At 35.8% G+C, this 23,766-nt stretch carries 20 protein-coding genes; 3 read left to right on the top strand and 17 right to left on the bottom strand.

Going from position 1 to position 23,766, the window contains the following annotated elements; all coding sequences use genetic code 11:
* The first annotated feature begins 136 nt into the window (after nt 1-136).
* On the top strand, nt 137-1,375 hold the full coding sequence (locus H964_RS08680) for a DNA methyltransferase (protein ID WP_039766700.1): 1,239 nt from the start codon (nt 137-139) through the stop codon (nt 1,373-1,375).
* 2 nt (nt 1,376-1,377) lie between these two features.
* The gene (locus H964_RS08675) at nt 1,378-2,055 is read left to right on the top strand and encodes an MjaI family restriction endonuclease (protein ID WP_039766698.1); all 678 of its coding nucleotides are present in this window, start codon (nt 1,378-1,380) and stop codon (nt 2,053-2,055) included.
* 51 nt (nt 2,056-2,106) lie between these two features.
* Here the strand turns inward: H964_RS08675 and H964_RS08670 are convergent, their stop codons facing one another.
* Nucleotides 2,107-2,391: an SHOCT domain-containing protein gene (locus H964_RS08670; protein WP_237738252.1), complete on the bottom strand. Its 285-nt coding sequence runs from the start codon at nt 2,389-2,391 to the stop codon at nt 2,107-2,109.
* Nucleotides 2,392-2,647: 256 nt separating this feature from the next.
* On the opposite strand from H964_RS08670, the gene H964_RS08665 reads away from it, so the two are divergent.
* A complete protein-coding gene (locus H964_RS08665; protein WP_039766694.1) occupies nt 2,648-3,796 on the top strand; it encodes a hypothetical protein in 1,149 nt (382 codons plus the stop codon).
* Nucleotides 3,797-3,831: 35 nt separating this feature from the next.
* Here the strand turns inward: H964_RS08665 and H964_RS08660 are convergent, their stop codons facing one another.
* From H964_RS08660 to H964_RS08585, 16 genes are all read right to left on the bottom strand, one after another.
* Nucleotides 3,832-4,455: a CPBP family intramembrane glutamic endopeptidase gene (locus tag H964_RS08660; RefSeq protein WP_039766692.1), complete on the bottom strand. Its 624-nt coding sequence runs from the start codon at nt 4,453-4,455 to the stop codon at nt 3,832-3,834.
* Nucleotides 4,456-4,679: 224 nt separating this feature from the next.
* Nucleotides 4,680-6,368 (bottom strand): hypothetical protein, encoded by a 1,689-nt coding sequence (locus H964_RS08655; protein ID WP_039766690.1) that lies wholly within the window; start codon nt 6,366-6,368, stop codon nt 4,680-4,682.
* The gene (locus H964_RS08650) at nt 6,358-7,143 is read right to left on the bottom strand and encodes an ABC transporter ATP-binding protein (protein ID WP_039766688.1); all 786 of its coding nucleotides are present in this window, start codon (nt 7,141-7,143) and stop codon (nt 6,358-6,360) included. The genes H964_RS08655 and H964_RS08650 overlap by 11 nt, the downstream gene beginning before the upstream one ends.
* A 144-nt stretch (nt 7,144-7,287) precedes the next feature.
* On the bottom strand, nt 7,288-8,253 hold the full coding sequence (locus H964_RS08645; RefSeq protein WP_011917935.1) for an acetylxylan esterase: 966 nt from the start codon (nt 8,251-8,253) through the stop codon (nt 7,288-7,290).
* A 167-nt stretch (nt 8,254-8,420) separates the two neighbouring features.
* Nucleotides 8,421-10,091, bottom strand: a complete 1,671-nt coding sequence (gene ptsP / locus H964_RS08640; protein WP_039766686.1) for a phosphoenolpyruvate--protein phosphotransferase — start codon at nt 10,089-10,091, stop codon at nt 8,421-8,423.
* Between the two features lie 24 nt (nt 10,092-10,115).
* Nucleotides 10,116-10,376 carry an HPr family phosphocarrier protein gene (locus tag H964_RS08635; protein ID WP_011917937.1) on the bottom strand — a complete coding sequence of 87 codons (261 nt, stop codon included), beginning with the start codon at nt 10,374-10,376 and terminating at the stop codon, nt 10,116-10,118.
* A gap of 66 nt (nt 10,377-10,442) precedes the next feature.
* Nucleotides 10,443-11,804 (bottom strand): PTS fructose transporter subunit IIC, encoded by a 1,362-nt coding sequence (locus H964_RS08630; RefSeq protein WP_039766682.1) that lies wholly within the window; start codon nt 11,802-11,804, stop codon nt 10,443-10,445.
* Nucleotides 11,805-11,822: 18 nt separating this feature from the next.
* Nucleotides 11,823-12,272 carry a PTS sugar transporter subunit IIA gene (locus tag H964_RS08625; protein WP_039766679.1) on the bottom strand — a complete coding sequence of 150 codons (450 nt, stop codon included), beginning with the start codon at nt 12,270-12,272 and terminating at the stop codon, nt 11,823-11,825.
* 4 nt (nt 12,273-12,276) lie between these two features.
* Nucleotides 12,277-13,209: a 1-phosphofructokinase gene (gene pfkB / locus H964_RS08620; protein WP_011917940.1), complete on the bottom strand. Its 933-nt coding sequence runs from the start codon at nt 13,207-13,209 to the stop codon at nt 12,277-12,279.
* Between the two features lie 25 nt (nt 13,210-13,234).
* Nucleotides 13,235-13,990 carry a DeoR/GlpR family DNA-binding transcription regulator gene (locus H964_RS08615; protein WP_039766677.1) on the bottom strand — a complete coding sequence of 252 codons (756 nt, stop codon included), beginning with the start codon at nt 13,988-13,990 and terminating at the stop codon, nt 13,235-13,237.
* A 1,073-nt stretch (nt 13,991-15,063) separates the two neighbouring features.
* Nucleotides 15,064-15,312, bottom strand: coding sequence for a ribbon-helix-helix protein, CopG family (locus H964_RS08610; protein ID WP_193353823.1), 249 nt, complete (start codon nt 15,310-15,312; stop codon nt 15,064-15,066).
* Between the two features lie 138 nt (nt 15,313-15,450).
* Complete coding sequence (locus tag H964_RS08605) at nt 15,451-18,678, bottom strand: S-layer homology domain-containing protein (protein WP_039766673.1); 3,228 nt, start codon at nt 18,676-18,678, stop codon at nt 15,451-15,453.
* A gap of 20 nt (nt 18,679-18,698) precedes the next feature.
* Nucleotides 18,699-19,877 carry an ABC transporter permease gene (locus H964_RS08600; RefSeq protein ID WP_011917944.1) on the bottom strand — a complete coding sequence of 393 codons (1,179 nt, stop codon included), beginning with the start codon at nt 19,875-19,877 and terminating at the stop codon, nt 18,699-18,701.
* 3 nt (nt 19,878-19,880) lie between these two features.
* Nucleotides 19,881-20,558: an ABC transporter ATP-binding protein gene (locus H964_RS08595; protein ID WP_039766670.1), complete on the bottom strand. Its 678-nt coding sequence runs from the start codon at nt 20,556-20,558 to the stop codon at nt 19,881-19,883.
* A gap of 24 nt (nt 20,559-20,582) precedes the next feature.
* Nucleotides 20,583-22,580, bottom strand: coding sequence for an HlyD family efflux transporter periplasmic adaptor subunit (locus H964_RS08590; protein ID WP_039766667.1), 1,998 nt, complete (start codon nt 22,578-22,580; stop codon nt 20,583-20,585).
* Nucleotides 22,581-22,614: 34 nt separating this feature from the next.
* A complete protein-coding gene (locus H964_RS08585; RefSeq protein WP_011917947.1) occupies nt 22,615-23,436 on the bottom strand; it encodes a hypothetical protein in 822 nt (273 codons plus the stop codon).
* Between the last annotated feature and the right edge of the window lie 330 nt (nt 23,437-23,766).

The raw sequence follows: 23,766 nt of genomic DNA, 5'->3' as shown, positions 1-23,766 counted from the left end.
CTGCTACCACTGCTTTTTAATGTGTGGCAGCCTTTATTTCTTGCAGTAAAATGATTTAAATGGTTAATTATTTAGTGTTATAATAGTTTGGTGAAAAGAATTTTTTCTAACTGTAAAGCGAAAGGAGCTTAGAAAAATGAACTGGGGAAAAATAATCATTGGAGATAGCAGAAATATGTCTGAAATAGATAACGAAACAATTGATTTGATAATAACATCACCGCCTTATTGGCATTTAAAAGATTATGGTGTAGAAAACCAAATAGGATATGGTCAAACACTTCATGAGTACTTAAAAGATTTGTATCGGGTATGGCAAGAATGTTTTAGAGTTCTTAAAGAAGGGCGCCGTTTGTGTATTAATATTGGTGACCAATTTGCACGCTCTATAGTCTATGGCAGATATAAAATAATTCCATTACACTCTGAGATAATTGCTCAATGTGAAGATATAGGATTTGATTATATGGGAGCAATAATTTGGCAGAAAAAAACCACTATGAATACAAGTGGTGGAGCAAATGTTATGGGTTCTTACCCATATCCACCAAATGGCATGATAGAAATCGATTATGAATTTATACTTATATTCAAAAAGCCTGGAAAATCCTCGAAGGTGTCTTCTGAAATTAAAGAAAAATCAATCTTGACAAAGGAAGAGTGGAAAGAATACTTTAACGGACACTGGTACTTTAAAGGTGAAAAACAAGCTGAACATGAAGCCATGTTCCCTGATGAACTTCCGTATAGATTAATTAAAATGTTTTCATTTGTTGGAGACACAATATTAGATCCATTCTTAGGTAGCGGAACAACCTTAAAAGTTGCGTTAGAACTTGAAAGAAATGCAATAGGGTATGAAATCAATCCAGATTTTTTAGAAGTAATAAATAAAAAGTTAAATACAATTAATAACTCGTTCCTTTATAAGATTGAGACTATTAAAAAAGAAATCGAAACTCCTGAGATAAAAGCTGTGAAATATGAACCGCGTATCAAAGATGCATCACCTATAATAGATCCTAAGATAATTGAACCGAAAAAAAATCAATATTTTAAAGTTTCCGAAATAGTTTCTGCTGATACAGTTAAACTTAACAGTGGTTTAGAAGTAAAATTATTAGGAGTAAAAATAAAAAAAGAAAAGGAAAAGGAAGCTGTAGAATACTTAAAAAATTATGTGTTAAATAAAGAAGTTTTTTTGCGCTACGATAGCAACTCTACTGTAAAAAACAATAATGTAAATGCTTATTTGTACCTTAAAAACAAAATCTTTATCAATGCTTACTTAATAAAAAGTGGACTTGCTTTAGCCGATAAAGATAGTTTTTACACTTACAAAAATAAATTTGAAAAATTAGAGAGGATTGATTAATAATGGCAAAAGAATGGATCTTAAACATGGCAACTAATAGATGGGGATTAAACAAAAAAGACAAAGTGGGTCCTGTTGCTAAATGGATTAGAGAAACAGCGCCTAAAAATCTCGAAGAGTGGGAAAAGGCTTATTTAAAACTTGTAGAAGAGAATATCTTAAAGCCTCAAAATTTAGAATTCTCTAGCGCTGAAGAATATCTTAAAGAGCTTGGTAGAAAATTGTATATTAAAATAACTGAAGTTATTCAGTCTGAAATTGACGATGTCACTGAAGAAGACTGTATAAATTATATAAAGCAATTAGTAATAAATCGCACTTTTCAAGGGTATCTCACTGAAAAAGAAACTATCTACGGGAAAATAGAAAAATTGCTGAACGTAAAAATTTATCCCGCTCCAGATGAATGGGATAGATTATATAATGTAGACTTTTATATTCAAATAAACAACAAGTATATTGGAATACAAATAAAACCCATTACTTATGAACACATGCCTCAAATACATAATTGGATAGAATGGCTTTCGCAAACACACAAAAAATTTTCAGAAGAATACGGAGGAAAAGTATTTGTTATATTTTCTATCACAAATGAAGACGGCAAAAAGGAGATATACAATGAAAATGAAATAATAAAGCAAATCAAACAAGAAATAGAAAGATTAAAACAGACATAAAAAATTAAGAGGCTGTCACAAAAGATGAGGTGACAGCCTCTTGTTTATTTTTTACCTTTCCACTCTATGATTTAACAGCAGCTTTTTCTTTCTCTCATACTCTTCCTCAGATATCTCGCCATTTGCAAATCTGGTATTTAAAATTCGCAATGCTTCATCATCTGCCTCTGATTTTGACAAAGTATCTCTTTTAGTCTGCAAATATATATGGCTCAGCTTATTTACAACATAAATAATCAAAGCAACAAAGATAATTAGAAACAGTATACCCATTATCCATCCTCCAATCATGTGAAATCCCCAAAGACCGTCAAAATCTCTATAGAAATATCTCATCATGTGATTTTCATCTCCTTTCACAATTTAGTTTTTTGATTTCAATATTATAATACCCCTTTAATGTGAAGAAAGTATGATTAAATTGTAAAGAAAGTGTAAAGAAATTTTTTGAAATTTAATAAATCAAATGACTTAGAGAGATATTCCACGGTTTTATTTGTTATTTCAAAAATTTCTTGACAGTTTAACTTCTATTGTATATACTTGACATATGCACAATTTTTTAATCAAAATCTGCGAGGGGGTAAATGTTTTGAAAAGGAAAACCTTATTAAACGTAAGTATTGTATTTGTCTTGCTTTTGAGTTTACTTCTCAGCTCTGTTGCATATTCTCAAACGGTCTCTACTCCTCTTTTAAAAGCTGGCTTAGCTTATGCTCAGGCTCAGAGTAGTAAAACTATTGATGAAGAGTTCAGAATTGATTTGAGGTATTCTGCAGGAAACAATGCAACAGCAGATAGCAAAAAGTTAGAAGAGTTTTTCAAAAAAATGTACATCAAAGGTAGGGTTATTTCAGATGTCTCAAAATACGAAAGCAGTATGCAAATTGCCCTTTATTACAATAATAAAGAACTCTTAAAAGGTTCAATGTATGTTAACAAAGAATATGTTGCATACAACTTCCCACAAATTTACTCAAAACCACTTTATGTAAAGCTGAACCAAGCTTATGCCAATATGCCTGTGCAGATTGATGTAAACAAGTATATAAAACTTTTCGATATTCAAAACAATCCTCAGCTTCAGTCACTGATTGCAAGCTACGCAGATGTTGTTTTACCAAAACTTGCATCTTGCGCAAAGCTTTCTGATAAAAAAGTTGAACTTATATTTAGCAATGGTAAAAAGGAAAGCTGTGATGAGATTATTTTCGAATTCAATAAGAACTCTTCCCTTGACCTTTTGAAAGCCATTTTGACAAAAGCAGCGGATGATAAGGCAACAAAAGAGGTTGTTTTAAACGTTGCAAAGGCAATACTTGAAGATTCACAAGCTATTCTAAATGCTCAGCAATTAGATAAAACTACTACCTTAAACATTGACGAAATAATGAAGCAAGCTGAAGCAAATTATTCTCAGTCAATAAAAGAGGTTGTTTACCAATTAGATAAAATAAGTCCACAAATTCCTCCATTCACTCTCCAGTACAGAATGATGGTTGACGGCAAAAATAATTTCAAAGGTGAAAGATTGTATTTCTACTTGAAAGATTCTAACAATTTCAAGGTAATGTTTGATTTAAAAGGGGTTATCAATTCCCTAAATCAACCAGTTAATATAACAAAGATTGATATATCAAAGGGTGCAGATATAAGCAAGCTTTCAGACAAAGATTTTGAAACAATAATGAGAAATGTTGAAAATATACTCAAAATGGCTGGAATTTCTATTACTAAATAACTTCTTTTAAGACTTTAAAACCAAAAGAGGAGTTATCAAGAAGGCGATAACTCCTCTTTACTTTTATTTCTAATTTCTGATTTTCTTTTGTAAAAATATCTCATTGGCTTGTACATCAAGGCAATTCCTAATATTATTAACATGAAAATAGACCCCTTTATTGATGAGTTATTCTCTGCGTTTGCGACCTTATCAGACATAAACAATAGCCCAATAAGTCTAAAAGAATTTACTGTAGCATGAAATATAATTGAGTTCCATATTGAATTTGTCCAGTACAAAACAAGTGCTGAAAATACTCCGATAAAAAAAGCAAACATTCCCTGATATAAATTAGAGTGAAACAATCCAAAAAGTAGTGCTTGGATAATTACTGCCAAATATATGTTCATCTGATTTTCAAGCATCGTACCAAAAATTAAACCTCTGAATACAAACTCTTCAAAAATTGGCGCTGCTACTACAATTGTAAAAACTATTAATGCTGTTGCCTCGCTACTTATAAATCTTTGCATTGAATTTTCATATCTCTCTTTAAAAGGAGTCATTATGCTGATTGAGTCTATAATGGCACTAATAAAAAGAAAAGATATTGCCAATATTATTGTATAAATAGCATCTTTAAAAATTATTTTTCGGAAATTACATAACTTTAACATATCTATTTTTCTTCTTTTTAAAGAAATTTATTAAAAACAGTAGGCAAGTTCCAATATATAACATGTTTCCAGTTTCATCTCTATTAAATATTAAGACTACAATTGCCATAATAATAGCACTTAGCAGAAGCAACCCAATGTATTTAAACATCTTTCAAAACTTTGGAAAACATTTTTCACCCCCCTTTTTCTAACTTTATTTAACCAGTGTCTTCAACTTACTTTTACCACTTTTTATAAGGAAAAATCATTTTTTCACTATCCTTCTTAAAATCTTCTTCGTCAGAGTTATTCACTATTTCAAACCGAATATACCATAAAATAACATTAATTATTATTAATCCTACTAAAAAATAGACTTTATATTTTCTGAACCAAAAATAGTGGACAAATCCTAAAACAGCACCCAAAGCCATATAAACCAAATACCAAGCTCCTGTTCCCTTTTTCTGTTGTGGTTTGTCTTGAACAGATCTTGAAAAAGGCATCTGCTGTGTCGCAAGTGGAAATACTAAAAGAGAAAAGAATATTAATACAAAAAACATTGTTAAATAGTCAATTATTGAATTACGTATTAAAACAAAAAGTATTATTGAAAGTATAATGAATAGTCTTACACCTATTGTAAAGACAAAAGCTAAATACGCTCCTTTTTTAATATCAAAAGGTTTTTTTATCGGTAAAACCTGATATATCCATGCAGCGTTTTTGTTGGTTGTTATCTGTACCATCTGAAATATAGAAATCATACCTGTTATAAAAACATACATTGAATAATAAAAGAAAAATTCTTTTGAAATAACATCAAGGACTGATTTTTTCTGAAAAGCTTCTCTTATTACCGGCGCTATGGCAATTACCAAAAATGATGCAAGGCTTGGATATATACTGCTTTTTAAGTACCTGTCTCTTTTTAGCTGAGCTTTTGCAAATATATATGAAGCTCTTTGAACCCCATTTCTTAACAAAACATTGCTTATAAATCCCACTTTGTAGATTTTTGGTTTTACTTCAATCTCACCTGCGTTTAGTTTTACAAGATTTTTTTCTAAAATCTTGCCTGTATAAGAAACATGAAGATATACCAAAAACAGTGTAATTACTATTGCCATAACTCCGAAAGAGAGATTCAATAAACTTCTATTGCTTCCATACAAATACTCAAATAAACTTGCAAACCATGATGTTGGTAAAATATACAGCCACCAAGAATGTACTTTTGAAAAATTGGCTTTTACAACTGCTTCAAATATTTGCCCCGACAGCTGGTAAAAAATAGTAAAAACAACCATCAAAGTAATCTGAAAACCCACTATGACATCTCTTAGCTTTTCACCATCAAAATACACTAAAATACCTGCATATAAAAGGTTACATAAGCAGTATGAGAACAAAAGTACAAGCAGATAGATTAACAACAATAGAATGAAGAATGCCAATTTATACTTTATAGCCCCCAAAATTAAAGAAAGAAGAAATATCAAAAATGTTCTTGAAAAAAGCATAACAACAATAAAATATGTTTTCGCAAAAGCATATGTCTTATCATCAACCGGTTTTGTCAAAATAATATTCTTCTCTGTAATGTCTAATATAAACCACGAAAAGTCTGATATTATAGTTGAGACAACTAAAAAAAGCAAAATCATAATGTTAAGTGAAATCCTCACAAACATTGTACTGTTGATTAAAAGAAACACCGCAGGGATAAAACCTATGAAAAATTGAAGAATGATATAGAAAATCTTTGACAATTTATCTGCAACAGAAGACTTCTGCAGGGTGGGCACACTTCTTTTTGCCACTAAAAATTTGTATCGCAAAAGAATTTTTAAAGTGGCATAATCAATACCTGCTTTTTTTATAAAAGGCAAAAACAAATCCAACAGTCTCACTGCAATACTATCTCTCATCTTTTTCACCCTTCATTACCTTTACAATTTCTTTTGCGATCTCCTGATGATTGGTAAAGCCTGTCAGCTCATTGAAAAGCTGCTCTAAATTACTTTGTTTAAGTTTCTGTGCAAGTTCTTCAAAAGGACCGTCTGCAACAATTGTACCTTTGTTTAAGAGAATAATCCTGTCGCTCACCTTCTCAACAACTTCCATAATATGAGAAGAGTAAAAAATGGTTTTGCCCTCTTTCTTTAGTTCTTTCATAAGTTCTTTGAAGATTGTTGCTGAGTTTGCATCAAGACCTGTCAAGGGTTCATCAAAGAACAAAAGATCAGGGTTGTGAATTAAACTTGAAATAATTGCAAGTTTTTGTTTCATACCTTTTGAGTATGTAGAAAGCCTTGAATTTATAGCATCTTTCAAATCAAAAATTTCAATGAGCTCTAACGATCTTTTTTTAACTGTCTCCTCATCAAGCCCATAAAGCTGCCCGACAAAATTTAAGTACTCCATTGCAGTAAGACTTTCATAAAGCTCAATGACCTCTGGAACATACCCTATTTTCCTTTTGTAAAGATACTTTCCTCTAATGTCCTCACCAAAAATCTCAACCTTGCCTTTGTAATTTGTAATAATCCCCAAAAAGATTTTAATTGTAGTGCTCTTGCCTGCTCCATTTGGTCCGATGTACCCTATAATCTGCCCAGCCTCAACTTCAAAGCTGATTCCATTTAGCACATTTCCCTGACCATAGTCCATGTAAAGCTCACTTACAGACAAAATTTTGCTCAATTTTATCACCTTTGAAATCAATTGTTTTTACAAAATAATAATACCACAATTAGCTTCGTTTAAAAACAAAAAGGCTAAAACCTCTGTTTCCCCATCCAGAAGCTTTAGCCCTAATAAGCATTATTATTCAACTCTCTTTTATCCTCATTCTAACATCTCCATAAGATACATAAATATTCTGTCATTCAAGTAGAAAATCTGTTCATGTCCAAAGTCAGGATAAATTAGCATTTGCTTTTTGCTCTGAATCTTGTTATACGCAGCAAACTGAGTAGATGGCGGGCATATTGTGTCCATTAACCCTGTTACCATCAAAACTTCTGCCTTTATCCACTTTGCAAGGTGCTGAACGTCTATGTACCCAAGTTTTGTAAATATTTCATCTTCCCTTTCATGAAGAGGGTCTCTAAACCTGAAATATGTTCTAATTTCTTCATACGCATCCTTTGCAAGGTCCATCTCCCACACTCTTTTGTAATCACACAAGAAAGGATATACTGATATCACTCTTGATACATAAGGTGAAAGCGCACCACACGCCAGTGCCAAGCCACCACCTTGTGAAAATCCCATTGCGGCAATTTTGCTGCTGTCTACATCTGGCATATTGGCAATTATCTTTGCAAGCTCAGCTGTGTCCAAGAAAATCTGTCTGTATAAAAGGTCTTCTTTGTCTCCATCTAAGCCTCTTATAATATGTCCATGGACAGTATTTCCTTTGACCCCGCCAACATCTTCTGAATAGCCATTTTGACCTCTCACATCCATTGCAGCAACTACAAAACCAGCTGCTGCCAAAGCAAACTTGTCGCTCCAATCACCTGAATACCAAGCATATCCATGAAAACTTAACACTGCTGGGCAAGGTTTTTCAATCTTTTTGGGCTTTATAAGTTGTGATCTTATTCTCGCACCTTTTACCCCTGTGAAATAGAGGTTGTAGCACTCTGCATAAGGTGCTTCAATTGAAGTTTCTTTTACAATTTCAACCTGCGGATCAACATCGTCCATCTCTTTTAAAGCTTTTTGCCAGTATTCGTCAAAATCGGGCGGGCATGGATTTGTTCCCATGTAGGTTTTGAGCTGATCAAGCGGCATATCAAATACCATAACTGAATCTACCACCTTTCGTTTTTGTTCTCATCTTTTATTTTACAACTACTGGTGGCAGCAGTTATATCTTAATTTTTTTAGGCTTGTCTCAATATTTTGATAAAATCTGTCCATTCTCTTATCAAAAATAAAAAGGCTGTTACACGCATTTTTCGGCAACAGCCTTAATTATTAGCCTTTTGCAAGTACATATTTATTTTATCTTTTTCAGCTCCGTAGATCACATCTAATATTCTTTTTTTAATACTCAAAATCTTTGCAGGATTTACGCTAAGCTCATCAACACCAAGCCCAATCAATATTGGTACAATTTTTTCATCAGAAGCTATCTCTCCACAAACCCCAACTTCTTTTCCTTTTTTGTGCGCATTTTCAACTGTCATTTTAATTAACCTCAAAACTGCAGGATTTAATGGGTCATACAAGTATGAGACCTTTTCATTTGTCCTGTCAATTGCAAGTGTATATTGAATAAGGTCATTTGTGCCAATGCTGAAAAAGTCTACCTCATCGGCAAGAATGTCTGAAACAAGTGCTGCAGCAGGAGTTTCAATCATTATACCAATTTCTATTTTTTCTGAAAACTCAATTCCCTGTTTTTTCAATTCTTCTTTAGCTTCTTGCAAAATGCTTTTTGCCTCTTTTAATTCGCCAGCAGTGGTTATCATAGGGAACATTATTTTTAGATCCCCATAAATTGATGCTCTCAAAAGCGCTTTTAGCTGGGTTTTAAACAGTTCCCTATGACCTAAACAAAGCCTTATTGCTCTGTAACCTAAAAATGGGTTGAGCTCATTTTCTATGTTCAAATACGGAATATTTTTGTCTCCCCCAACATCCAATGTTCTTATAATAACAGGCTTCCCTTCCATCTTCTCAAGCACAGCTTTGTATGCAGCAAACTGCTCATCTTCTGAAGGTGGTGAACTGCGGTTCATAAACAAAAACTCTGTTCTGAAAAGTCCAATTCCCTCTGCGCCATTTTTTATCGCAATCTCAGCCTCATCAGGAAGAGCGATGTTGGCATACACCTTAATTCTTTTGCCATCCTTAGTTTTAACTTCTGTTGCAACAAATCTTTTTAGTTTTTCCTTTTTCTTTTTTTCCTCGTTCATTCTCTTTTCATATTCTTCAAGTGTCTGCTTATCAGGGTTGATTAAAACTGTGCCTTGATATCCATCTACAATTACAACATCACCATCTTTTATTTTCTCAAGAGCACCTTTTACACCTACTATTGCAGGAATCTCATATGTTCGGGCAATTATAGCTGTGTGAGATGTCTTTCCACCCTGTTGAGTTACAAAACCAGCTACTCTTGTTTTATCCATCTGAGCAGTTTCAGAAGGTGTCAAATCCTCAGCCACAATAATACTACCCTCAGCAAGATTTTTTAAATCTGCCTCTGAATGACTTTCATCACTAAGAATTCTGATAAGCCTTTTAGACACATCCTTAATATCGCTTGCCCTCTCTCTCATATACTCATCATCCAAGCTCAAGAGCAAGCTTTCATAAAACTTTGCTGACTCATCAACTGCCCACTCTGCATTTGTGCCTTGCTGTATCTTTTCTTTCACCATTTTGACAAACTCAGGGTCATCAAGAATTAAAAGGTGTGCATCAAATATCATGGCTTTATCTAAGCCGAGAGTTTGCTCTGCATGCTTTTTTATATCTGAAATCTCTTTTTTAGCTTTATCAATAGCCTCTATAAATCTTTCTATCTCTGTTTCGGTATTATCAACGCTGTAGCGTTTTATGCTATATTCTTTTTTGACAATTACAGCTTTCCCAATTCCAATTCCTTCTGATACAGGTATTCCTGCGATCATATATATTTATACCTCCATCTTTTTCTACTCATTCAAACCTTCAAGAAGTTTTACTAAAGTATCTAAAGCCTCTTTTTCATCTTCACCAGCAATCTTTAAAGTAATCTCATCACCTTTTTTGGCTCCTATTGCCAAAATATTTAATATGCTTTTTGCATTCACTTCTTTGCCGTCTTTGACGATAAATATATCACTTTTAAATTTAGCCGCCTGTGTGACAAATATGCTAGCAGGTCTTGCATGAAGTCCTGTTGGATTTTGCAGAATAACTTTTGCCTCAACCATTTTATTCCCTCCAAGGCATAAAATTTATTTTTACAAGAAGAAAAGGCAGGCTGCCCTGCCCTACCTTTATACCTTTTTAGGTTTCAAGGCCGAAACCATAAGTGCTGTCACAATGGTACCTATCAAAATTGCAACTGCATATAATGGCAAATTACCAACTGCATTTGGAATTGGCAAAACAAATATTCCACCATGAGGCACTGCTAATGTGGCTTTAAACAATATGCTCAAGGCAGAAGTCACAGCTGAACCTACCATTATAGATGGAATAACTCTAAGTGGATCAGCTGCAGCAAACGGGATTGCACCTTCGGTTATAAATGAAATTCCAAGGAAGAAAGCAGCCTTTCCTGCTTCTCTTTCTTCTGTGGTAAACTTATCTTTTGCAATTACTGTTGCAAGCGCAAGTCCAAGTGGTGGTGTCATACCTGCTGCCATCACTGCAGCCATTATTGTTGATGGCTGACCTGCTGCCAAAGTTGATACCGCAAAAGTATATGCGGCTTTGTTAACAGGTCCTCCCATATCAAACGCCATCATAAGACCTAAAATAATTCCAAGTAAAACAGCACTGCCACTGCTCATGCTTTTGAGCCATTCTGTCATTGCTTTATTTAAAGCTGCAACAGGTTCGCCTACAACATATATCATACCCAAACCAATAATCAATGTTGACAAAACAGGCAGGATCAATACCGGCATTAAACCTTCCATTGTTTTTGGTAGATTTATGGTTTTCTTAAGCCATGCAACTAAATACCCGGCTGCAAACCCTGCAACAATGCCACCTAAAAAACCTGCTCCAAGCTTATTTGCTAAAAGCCCACCTATCATTCCTGGTACAAGGCCAGGCCTGTCTGCAATTGAAAATGCTATAAAGCCAGCCAGTATTGGAACCATGAGATAAAACGCACTACCACCGCCTATGTCCATGAGCGCTGCTGCAAGTGTTCCTTTTTGTTCAAAAGCTTTGATACCAAACGCAAAGGATATTGCAATTAAAATGCCACCTGCGACAACAAAAGGAATCATATAAGAAACACCTGTCATCAAATGCTTGTAAACACCAGTTGCTTTTTCTTTTGCTTCTTTCTTGGCCTCAAAGACCTTATCAACATAGTCCTTCTTCTCCATGTTCATAGCCTTTGTAATAAGCCCTTTGGGGTCTTTGATAGCATCCTTCACACTTGCTCGTACAATTGGCAATCCTTGGAATCTGTCTTCATCAATCTTTGTGTCGCATGCAAGTATTACTGCATGTGCCTCTTTTAAGTCTTCCGGTGTTATCTCATTTTCTGCGCCAACAGACCCTCTTGTTTCGACCTTGATCTCAACCCCAAGCTCTTTTGCCGCCATTTGAAGTGCCTCTGCTGCCATGTACGTGTGAGCAATCCCAGTGGGGCAAGATGTTACTGCCACAATCTTCATTTTTTAATTCCTCCTTTTTTAATTTTGCTCAAAAGCTTTAATAAGATCATCAAAAGACTTAGCATTATATAGTTTTTCCCTAACATCTTCATGCATAAGTTTTCTTGAAATAAAGCTTAACACATGAAGATGTGTATCAGCAGCGTTATCAGGGACAGAAATCAGAAAGAAAATATGAGCAGGTTTTCCGTCCATAGAGTCAAAGTCCACTCCACTTTTGGATACACCAAAAGTTATACAAGGCTCTAAAACAGAACTATCCTTCCCATGTGGAATTGCTATTCCCATTCCTATTCCAGTTGAAAACTCTTCTTCCCTTTTCATTACAGCTTTTTTGAATTTTTCTTTATCTGTAAGTTTTCCATCGTTGTAAAGAATGTCAATTAATTCATCAATAACCTCTTCCTTTGTTTTAGCCTTTAAATCAAAACATAGTCGGTTTGGTGAAAACAACTCTTTTATATCCATAACATCATCCCAACCTCTCTAATTCTATTTTTTTAAAATAGTAATCTACCTGGTTTTTCTCAGGTGCTCTAACACCTTCTTTTGATATCTTTGCCGCTGCGCAAGCACAGGCAAGCCTAAACATCTCTTTCTCAGACATCTTTTTAAAAATACCATAAGCTATTGCTGCAACCATTGAATCACCAGCACCCACTGTACTTTTGACATCAACTTTGAAAGGTTTTGCATACAAGGCTGTACTTTCGCTTACAAAAATTGCTCCATTTGCACCCATTGAAACCAAAACAATTTTTAGCCCCATCTCAATTAGCTTTTTTGCTGATCCTATAACCGAATTTATATCGTTCTCATCTACATCAAAAAGAGTTTTAAACTCATGGATGTTAGGCTTTATGACATCTGGCCTTGCCTCAACACCACTTTTTAGAGCTTGCCCCTCTGCATCAAAGATTACAATTGCCCCTTTTTGCTTTAGCTTTTCAATCATCTCAAAATACATTTCTTCATCGGCATTTGCAGGAAGGCTTCCTGATAGAACAAAAATGTCATCTTTTTTAGCTGTATTTTCTATTTTTTCAAACAAGGACTGTTTATCATTTTCGGTTATCTCAAATCCGGGTTGATTCAAATCGGTGTACTCTTTAGTCTCTAATTCAACAATCTTTATATTGGTGCGTGTAAGCCCCTTGACAAATATAAAGTCATTTTTTATTCCAAACCTTTGAAGGTACTTTAAAAACCACTCTTTATTCTCTTCACCAAGAAAGCCCAAAGCAATTGACTCTTCCCCTAAAGCCTTTATAACCTTAGACACGTTTATCCCTTTGCCGCCGGCATCAATCATATAGTGGTTGCTTCTATTTACCTGTCCTTTTTCAAGCCTATCGATGTATATTGTCATATCAACTGCAGGATTTAATGTAACAGTGTATATCAATTTTATCTACCACCTTGCAAAATTTTTACTCAGTAATAACCTCAACCTCAAGCGCCTTAAATTCCTGTTTTTGCTTTTCATCCATTTTGTCAGTAATAATATAATTTAATCTGTCAACTGGACAAATGAGAGCAAATGTGACTTGCCCAAATTTTGAGCTATCTGCAACTAAGAATACCTCTTTTGCATTTTCTATCATCGTTCTTTTTACAGCTGCCTCTAAATGAGTGGGAGTTGTAACACCAAACTCAATAGATACACCATTTGCAGCAATAAATGCCTTGTCGCATCTGAACTGCTTTAAAGTACTTTGAGTAATATCTCCAACCAAAGCTTTTGTCTTTGATCTTATCACCCCACCTGTAACAATTACTTCAATATCCTCTCTGTTTGAAAGTTCATTTGCTATATTAACCGAATTTGTTATTACTATTACATTTTTTGCTGTTATATTCCTTGCTATGTATTGAGTTGTAGTTCCTGAATCTAAGATTATAGTATCTCCATCCTCAATATATTTTGCAGCAAGCTTTCCTATATATTCTTTTTCTTTTGCGAATCTGTCCTCTTTTTCAGCAAATGATAGCTCAAACGTAGTTGCAAAATTGTTTACTGCCCCACCATGAGTCCTTTTGACAATCCCAAGACTCTCAAGCTCATTCAAATCCCTTCTGATTGTTGACTCTGACACACCAAATAGTTTAGCCAGCTCATTTACTTTAACACTCTTTCCCTCTTTTATCATCTGGGCTATTTTGCTTTTTCTCTCTTCTGCAAACATAGTATCACCTTTTCTCAATTATGCTCATTTTTTATGATTATTTGTGACTTAATATGCTCATTTGTGATTGATTTTATTATAGGATATGAAAGTTTTCTTGTCAAGCTATTTTAAACAAAAATTTTTGGCAGACTACATAGAGAAACGTAAAATTTGAACAAAATAAGCGAACTAATATTGTATAAGGTGTCTATCAAAAAAACTCTAAAGATAGAATAAATTAATTGTGCAAATTAAAAAGGACCGCTGCTCACGCTTAGCGGCCCTTGAATTTGTATTATTTCCGTATTAGGTCAACTTTCCATTAAATTATAATCTTGTCAATATTAAAAAACATATAAGAACATACTAACAAAAACCTCTTTTTATGTTAACTTGTCCCTGGAAATTTCTATGCAAATTTTATCCTGTATTTTTAGAATGTCAAAATCGTTTTTTGATATATTATTTCGCCAATTTTCTGGCATAAACTATATTTTTCTTTAAATTGCCTAGATTTTCCCCAATTTTCTCGACTTATAATAAAACAGCTTTTTGCTCAATTAGAAGTTATATTAGAAAATATCTTAGTGTAAAATATTCGCAGGCTTCAAGACAAAAAAGTAGCCTATCTTTTTCAGTATCTTATCTTCTGCAAATTTCAAAAATTTTCCACTTACAAAAGTTTACTTTTTCTGCCACACTTTACCTTTTTCTCATACACAACTTTACCTGTCTGAGCAAAGTATTTTTCAAATGTACTCAGGTCGGTTCTAATCCTTTTTTAATTGTTTTTTGTAACAAAATCTATACGCCTTGTTTAAGTATAAAGGCTTACCAAGCCAATTTTCTAATATGGTAAAGAGTAAAAAGTTTGTGGTATAATTATTAAAGAGAAAAGTTTGTGTTTTGAACAAAGGTGGGTATAAGTTGGAAACAAGCTTTTTAAACAAATATGAATATTACACATACGATGAATTTTTGACCCTTCAAAAAGAGGAAACCCGATTTAAAATTGAATATGACAATGGCTTTATCTTTTCTATGCTACCTTCTCACCCAAACCATCCATATTTCTCCTCTTCTTGCACTCATTATTCAATCCCATCCTGCAATGTATTTTCCCACAGTTGTCTTTCTTCAACTTCTTCCTGCCACAGCTTACTGTTTTCTTTAAGAACTGCAAAAGCTTCAGCAGTAGCTGAAAGTAAAATTTTCCTTTTGTATTCTGCAAGGGCTTCCTGAATTATTTTTTGCATTGGTTGATTGAGCTGCTCTGAAAGTTTCTTTAAACTTTTATATGTTTCAACATCCACTCTTACTGTTGTCGTTTTATTTGCCATAATCATCACCTCGTAGATTAATTTATCTACTTAATAGTATACTGCATTGAAAAAATTTTCTTAAAATAAAAACAAGGGACTGTGCCAAAAAATTTGGAACAGTCCCTTTTACCATAAGCCAATTAAATAAATATTTTTTTATGGATTTACCATGCTCACAACTTTGCCATCGTACCCTAAGATGAGGTACACTCTCTGACCAACTTTGAAGGTGTCAGAAAGAAGCACAGATGGGTCAAAATCTTCACTCACCTCGTATGTCTTGTCTACAAGCTTTCCTGACGCCTGGTCATATACGCTCACAACAATAGACTTTGGTGTGAACCTTGTTGGCTGGTAGCTCTTGATATAACCCTCAACCTTATCATCTACAACAAGTATGAACTTGTTGCCGCCCCAGATGTCTGTCACAGCATACACAACATCGTTTTTCTGAATATAGCTGTAATCCACAACATCCCCGTCTTTTATAACTTTACTGCTACCACTTATATCCAAATCACCTGCTTTTAAGGTCAGATATGTCTGCTCGTTTGCAAGGTATGGCTTGCTGTATACCGGGTCAAATATTACACAGTAGTCGTACCCTCTCTTTTGTGTTGATATCCCAAACACAAGCGATGTTGCCCTTTGCATCTTCTGAAGCACCTGTGAGTAGTCAATCTTTGTGCCGCTGTAGTAGTAGGTTATGTTCTGTGGCAGAGTCATCTCAACCTGTGTTCCGCCTTTATCAACTGTTACTTTGCTTCCAAGAGCATACACAACTGTCATGCCATCTGTTGACTTGAACTTCTTGTATATAAACGTTATATCGTTATCTGAATCAACATAAAGCCCATATTTTGCACCAACTTCCAAGTTTATATTCTGGTTTGACGGCAGGGTCAAAATGCCCTTGTCTGTCAGAACTTCATTTTCTGCAAGACCTTTTGTTACCTTACTTGTTCCCATTACAATAACTTCCATGTATGTTCCATACTCATCATAATATGGGTCCTGGATGATTGCATACTCATACGAACTTCCTGTCTGGTTGTAGCCAAAATAGATTTTCTGACCTGTTTTGAGAATGCTCTTTAGCTGGTCATAGCTGAGCTTATTTCCATTGTAATAGTACGTAGGTTTTTGAGGAAGAAACATGGTATTTTCACTGCTTCCTTTTTTGAGCTTTACATTTGTATCACTAACCACTCCCGTGATCTCCGCTGACTCCACGTTGTTAAGCTTTTTCACAACCTTGGTGATTGTATCATTTTTGATATACACGCCATACTTTGCTCCAACTGTCAGCTTTCCTGCAGATCTTCCCACAACATATATGCCCTTGTCTGTTAGAACCTCGTTTGTTGCAAGCTTGCTTGACGAAATACTATCTGCCATCACTATGACCTCTGTGTATGTGCCATACTCAAGAGAGTATGGGTCCTGAATTACAACGTATTCGTATGTCTTGCCATCCTTTGCAAAACCAAAATAGATTTTCTGACCCACTTTTAGCACATTTTTAAGCTCAGTATAGTTTGTTTTTGTACCATTGTAATAATAAACCGGCTTTTGAGGCAGAATAATGTTCTCCTGCCCCTGAGTACCTTTTAGCTTGACGTTAGTATCACCTACAACATCTGTTACCTCATATTGCTGAGTATTATTCAACTTCCTTACAACAAGAGTTATCTTATCGTTTTTAACATAAAGTCCGTACTTTGCACCTATTTCAAGCTTTGTATCAGCAGATGGAAGGTAAAAGATGCCCTTGTCAGTCATAACCTGGTTGGTCTCAAGGCTTGAGTTTAAAAGTGCATCCTGCAAAACTATTGCCTCAATATAATTCCCGTACTGTGTACCGTATGGGTCTTGAATAACATATGCCATGATTTTGCCTGTGTCAGGGTCTTTTGATACATAGAGTATCTGGTCTTCTTTTAAAATGCTTGGCAGATTTTCATAGCTCTGTTTTGTCCCCTGATAGTAATATACAGGTTTGCTTGATAGCTGAATCTTCTGTGTCTTGCCGTTTTGAGCAGCATCAAGTGTGTAATCATCTATATTTTTGATGGTAAACTTGTCAGATACCCATACCTTTTGCAAAGCTACTGTGATTGTATCATCTTTTATATACACTCCATACTTTGCTCCAATTTCAAGGTTTTCAGGTTTTATCGAAGATGCAACAAAGTATATTCCCTTGTCTGTCTGAACCTGGTTTGCATCCAGTGCCGATGATGTTTTGGGAGTTGCCAAAATCAAAACCTCATCGTAGTTTCCATAAATCTCTTGTGCATATATGTCGGAAATTACAACAAAGTCCACTTTGCTCCTATCTTCAGAATATATAAAGCTTATTTTCTGGTTTGGTTTTAGAACATTTTCAATTGCATCGTAGCTTTGTTTGGAGCCATTGTAATAGTATGTTGCCGAAGATGGCAAAGTTATTGATTTTGTCTTTCCACTTTCACTGTAATATACAGTCCTGCTGCTTACCTTTGTGCTGACAATCTGAAAAGAGTAGTTTTCTGTACCAAATACTTTTGTAATTTTATTGCCATCGACCTGAAGCATGTACTTTTTCCCAACTTCAAGTTGCGTTTTTGTTGTGTTAACAAGTACTCCGCTGTCTGTCAAAACCTCATTTGGAAGAAGCTTTGATGATGTCTTGCCAGTATCAAGTACAACATACGATTTGTAAAGCCCAACATATTCAGAAAATTTTATGCCGCTGCTGCTCTGGTTTGATACTGACACTCCGCTTAAAGCTGACTGGATAGATTGAGCTTGATTTCCACCAGTTTTGACCTCAGTGTCAAGAAGCCTTGATAGCATTAAGGCAAGAGCCCAGCGTGGAACTTTTTGCGAAGCAGAAAGGTTTATTCCTTTTATAAGCCCAAGCTCAGACGCCTTGTCGATATAGTTTTGTGGCCAGATGCCAGAAAGGTCTGAGTCAGAGTACCCAAGCATCCTTACAATAGCAGTTGTTGCCTGGGCAAAGGTAAGCGGGCCGTTTGGATTAAATCTGCCATCTGCCATTGGTGTCATGTATTTCTTCTTTACTGCCCAATTGACATATCCGCAAAGAACTGTATTTGGCTTTATATCGGGATACTGCGAATATCCTTTTAGCAGGTTTGCCTCATCCCCTGCGTTTGAAATCTTTACAATTGCAGCTGCAAACTCACTGCGCAGAACAGCAGTGTTCGGCTTGAAATAGTCCTTGTAAACAAGAATTCCAAGCTTATTTAACTTTTCTACAGCCTGTTTGTAGCTTGCATTTGCTGGAATATCCTTGTATGCAGCGAAAGCAGATGACAAACTAAAATTTATAAGCACAAAACCAAGTAGTAAAATGGCTGTCAAAAACTTTTTTCTCATCTTTCATATCCCCTCCAGTTTTATTCGTATCTTAGCGCTTCTATCGGGTTGAGGCGCGATGCTTTTGATGCTGGGAACAGTCCAAACACAATGCCTATTGCAAGTGATATTGTAAATGCCAATATTGCCCACGGTATCGAAAATATTGCTGTTGCAACATTCAGCTTTGACATCAAATTGATTGTTACATAACCCAAAATAATCCCGATTATTCCACCAAGCCCTGTCACAACAGATGCCTCTATCAAAAACTGAACAAGTATGTTTCTCCTCTTTGCGCCGATTGCTTTTCTGATTCCAATCTCTCTTGTCCTCTCTGTCACAGACACAAGCATGATGTTCATGATGCCAATTCCACCAACAATCAGCGAAATTGCAGCAATCCCGGCAAGCATGAGTGTGAGTGTCTGGGTCACACTGTTTAAGGTGTCAAGTAGCTGGGCTGTGTTGAAAACTCTAAAAGCTGTAGAATCGTTATAAATCTTCATGAGAAAATCGTTGAGATAGTTCATTACAGCTTCGCTTCTGTTGCCATCTGTGATTTTTATTGCAAAGTTTCGAATGATTGCGTTTCGTGTAAGCCTTTGTGCAACTGTTACAGGGACTATCACCTGGTCATCGTCTGACTGCTCCTGCGAATTTGCACGCTCTTCTAAAACACCAACAACCGTGAATATCTGCCCGTTTATTTTTATCTTTTGCCCTATAGGGTTTTGCCCGTTGAACAAATCCTTTACGATGTACGTCCCAACTAGCGCAACCTTTTGACGGTAGTCCACATCAATGGGCAAAATAAACCTTCCGCTGCTAACATTGACGTCTCTAACTGTACTGTAGTCTGCTGTTGTTCCAATGAGGGTTGTATCGTGGGTGTTTGTTCCATACTTGAGCGTGACAGAACTTGATACAGTTGGTGCAATTGCTTCTATATCATCTGCATGCTGGTCGGCAAACTGTTGAAGTTCTTCATATGTGACATTTCTGTTGCTGTTTCTTCCTGTAATATTTATCTGTATTAGATTTGTCCCAAGCCTTTGAAGCCTGTCTGTTATGCTTTTGGTGCTTCCCTGGGCAAGCCCAACAACTGCAATCACCGCCCAGATACCGATGATGACACCAAGCATAGTAAGAAAAGACCTTAGCTTATTTGAAAGGATGCTCTTTATTGCCATCTTGAAAGCTAAAGCAAACTGAGCCACCTGTCAGCTCACCTCCTTGTCCTCTATTATTTGACCGTCCTGAATCCGCACAATTCTTCTTGCCTGAGCTGCTATGTTGTTGTCGTGTGTAATTAAAACAATTGTACTACCCTGTGCATGAAGTTCCTTAAATATTTGCATTATTTCAGCACCTGATTTTGAGTCCAAGTTTCCTGTTGGCTCATCAGCAAGAATTATTGCCGGGCTTGTGACAAGCGCCCTTGCAATTGCAACTCTCTGCTGCTGACCGCCAGATAGCTCTCTTGGTCTGTGATGCATTCTATGTTCCAAGCCAACCCTTGCAAGAGCTTCTTTGGCAAGCTTGTGACGTGTTGATGCTGGAGTCCCTTTGTAGATTAAAGGAAGCTCAACATTTTCAAGAGCTGTGAGCTGTGGTATTAAGTTAAAGTTTTGAAATACAAAGCCTATCTTGCTGTTTCGAATCTCGGCAAGCTGGTTGTCATTTAGCCTGCTGACTTCATGACCATCCAGTATGTATGTTCCAGATGTTGGTGTGTCAAGACAGCCTATGATGTTCATAAGAGTTGATTTTCCTGAGCCGGATGGTCCAACTATTGCAACAAACTCGTGAGGGTTGATTTTAAGATTTACACCGTTTAAAGCATACACCTCATTCTCGCCCATCTTGTAGATTTTGTAAATATCATAAAGTTCAATCATAGCAAGCTTTCACCTTCTTTTTAATTACCTGTTTGTGTTACTCCCCTGAGAACTAGATGACTGATTCCTTGTGCCGGTGCCACCTCGGTTTTGCCTGAACTGTCTGAACTCGCCTGGCATTCCACCACCTGGTCCGCCAAACCCGCCCATTATGTTAAATCCCTGCTGAGTTTGCGTCTGTGTGGTTGTTGAGCCTGTTGAAAGTGGTGGCAGCACAACAATATCTCCTTCGCTAAGGCCACTTACAATTTCAATGTATGAGTCATTGTTTATACCAACCTCAACAGGTCGCAAAACCGCTCCTTTGTAGTAGCTGCTCCCCAGCAAACTTGCCATCCTTCTTGCTCGCTGCTGGGAAAAACTGCCTGTGCCCTGGCTATTTTGTGACCATGAACCTCTTGACTGGCGATTTGCCGACTGCTGCGTATTTTGTGTGCTGCTTCCTTCTTGCTGCTGCCTTTGTGGCCAGTTTTGTAAGTCCTGTTTTGAGCTTTGACTTTGCTGACTATTTCCAAAACCTCTCTGTGGGAAAAATCCGCCACTTTGCCCTTCTTGAGAGCTATTTTGACTTGAGCTTTTTACAAACACAAAGTACCTGTTGCCGAATTTCTGGACAGCTTCAAGCGGCACCATCAAAATATCTTGTTTCTGGTTTACTATTATCTCTGCGTTTGCGTTCATGCCAATTTTAAGGTCTTTTGGACTGTCAATAGAAATTGTAACAGAGTATGTTGTAACACCGTTCTGGGTTGTTCCCTCAAGCGGGATTTTGGCTACTTTCCCTGTCAGCGCATCTGTCTGTGTCTGCGGCAGTGCATCAACTGTTATATTTACTTTTTGCCCTACTTTTATTTTAGCAATATCAAGCTCATCTATGTCAACCCTAAATACTAAATTTTTGTTATCAAATACAGTTGCAAGGGTTTCTCCTTGTTTTATACTATCACCCTTTTTAAAGTTTATATTGGTTACAACTCCATCAAATGGTGCTTTGATGTAGTAGTTTTCTAAATTACTCTCTGCCTCTTTTAACTGCTCCTGCAAGTTTTTAAGTTGTGTCTGATAGTTCTTGAGTTGCTTTGACAAGTCGTCGTTTGAAAGCTTTAATAACACTGTACCTTTTTCGACAAACTGGTTATTTCTTGCAAAAATTTCCTCAACCTCACCATCAACCTTTGCCCTGACATTTTCTTTGTCTACATACTCCAAGGTTGAATCCTGTGTGCTAAGATACACATCATTTCCTGCCTTAATCTCAGCACTTGCTTTCATGCCTTCTTGCAGAGCACCGGGGTTTGAGATTGTTATTTCAACATCAAAAACTTTGCCACCGTAGTCATTTGTGTAAGTCGTGTTCCCAAGATAGCTTACTGTGCCCTGGATCGACTGGGAAATATCAGGAATGTAAACAACTGCTGGCGCACCTATCTTGACTTTGCCGAAAAGCGCTGCTGAAAATGGCAATGTAACTTTCAGCTTTGATGTATCAATTATTGTCAAAATGGTTGAACCTTTTGAAATTCTGTCTCCCTCTTGAGCATTCAGATTTTTAACATACCCTGAAATGGGGGCGGTGATAACAAGGTTTTTGATGCTCTCCTGAATATCTGCAATTGAAGAGTTTACATCGTCAATCTGGCTCTTAATTGAATCAATCTTGTCCTTTGCATCCTGGCTTTCAAGCTCAAATATGATATCTCCTTTTTTGACTGTGTCGCCATCGTTAAAGTTGACTTTTGTTATTGTTGAACTGACAGTAGATGTCAAATCAACGCTCTGAGCAGACTCAATCGGCCCAGAGCCCGAAACGGTGACAGTTATGTCTCCTCGTGTCACTCTTGCCGTTCTCTGCTGAACTGTTTGTGTCTGATCCTTTTTGCCCTGAACGAACTTGTAAATGCCAAACCCACCTGCCGCTAATATGGCTACAACTAATATAGAAACTATAATCCTTTTTGCAGCTTTGTTTTTAAACCCAATAGTAATCTTTGGAGTTTTTAATGATTTAATTCTAAATGCCATATGCACACCCTTCCTTTCACACTTTTCTGCTTTTTTACTTTGAACTGCTCTGGCTGTATGCTCCCATCACCATAATCCTTTTTGCAGTTGTTTTTTTACTGTCAGAATACCAGATGTAGACAATGTTGTTTGTTTTTAAATCCTTGACTGTCAGTTTTTTTTCTGTCATCTGACCATTTTGAAATGTTCTTGTAACAATTACTGTTGACTTTGAAATTGCTATTGTCTTTGTCTGGTTTGATAACTTTAGATTCATCATGTCTCTGCTAAATCCACCTTGAGGTACTTGAGAAGCCATTCTTTGCTGAGGTTGATTGTTTGATGTGTTTTGCCTTGGCTGTGGTCTTTGTATTGTTGCAACTGTTATGGTTATTTTGTTTGACTCAACTTTTTTGACAATACCAATAGCTTCTGGTGTCTGATATGGGTTGTATGTACCCTGGACAAGAATTCTTGAGACGGTTTTCTTTTTGCTATCTGCATACCAGATATATAAGATATTATTTGGTTTTAAATCCTTTGTTGACAGCTTTTTCTCTGCAATTTGACCGTTTTGAAATGTTCTTGTTACAATTGATGTTTTGCTTGAAACAGTAATTGTTTGCGTCTTGTTTGTTGGCTCTACTCTGCCTCTTCCAAATCCCCTGCCATTGCTTTGAGAAGAGAGCTTTGCGATGTAGATTGTGATTTTACTGCCAGAGATACTTTTTACAACACCAATTAAATCTGGCTGGGAATTTTGAATATTATTTGACTGGGCATATGATATGCTCCATGGTAAGGTTAACACTGCTGTTATAAAACTCAGTATTAATATAAGGCACATGAAAGCTTTTAGGTTTTTTGTTATTCTCATTTTTTGATTCATGCCTCCTTCTATGAAGATTCTTCCTTTTTAAAATATATTAGCAACAATTTGTGAATAAATTTTTAAATTTTTATAAACAAATTTTAATGAAATGTGAAAATTGTGAAATGCGGGAAAATAAAAAATCATTTTTTTAAAGCTTATAATTTCTGTGAATTGTCAGCCGACTTATCATATGATCAACCATTTCTATGGGAAATCAAGTATGCTCAACACTAATTACTATAACCATGCAAATAAATATTCGCAAATACATTTAATCTTCTTAGCAGAACAATAAAAAATTTTATTTCTATTGAGATTTTTGCACAATTTAGG

The organism is Caldicellulosiruptor sp. F32 (genome assembly GCF_000404025.1).
GTDB lineage: Bacteria > Bacillota > Thermoanaerobacteria > Caldicellulosiruptorales > Caldicellulosiruptoraceae > Caldicellulosiruptor > Caldicellulosiruptor saccharolyticus.
The sequence above is the reverse complement of the archived record's forward strand: the minus strand, read 5'-3'. Positions and strand labels throughout refer to the sequence as shown.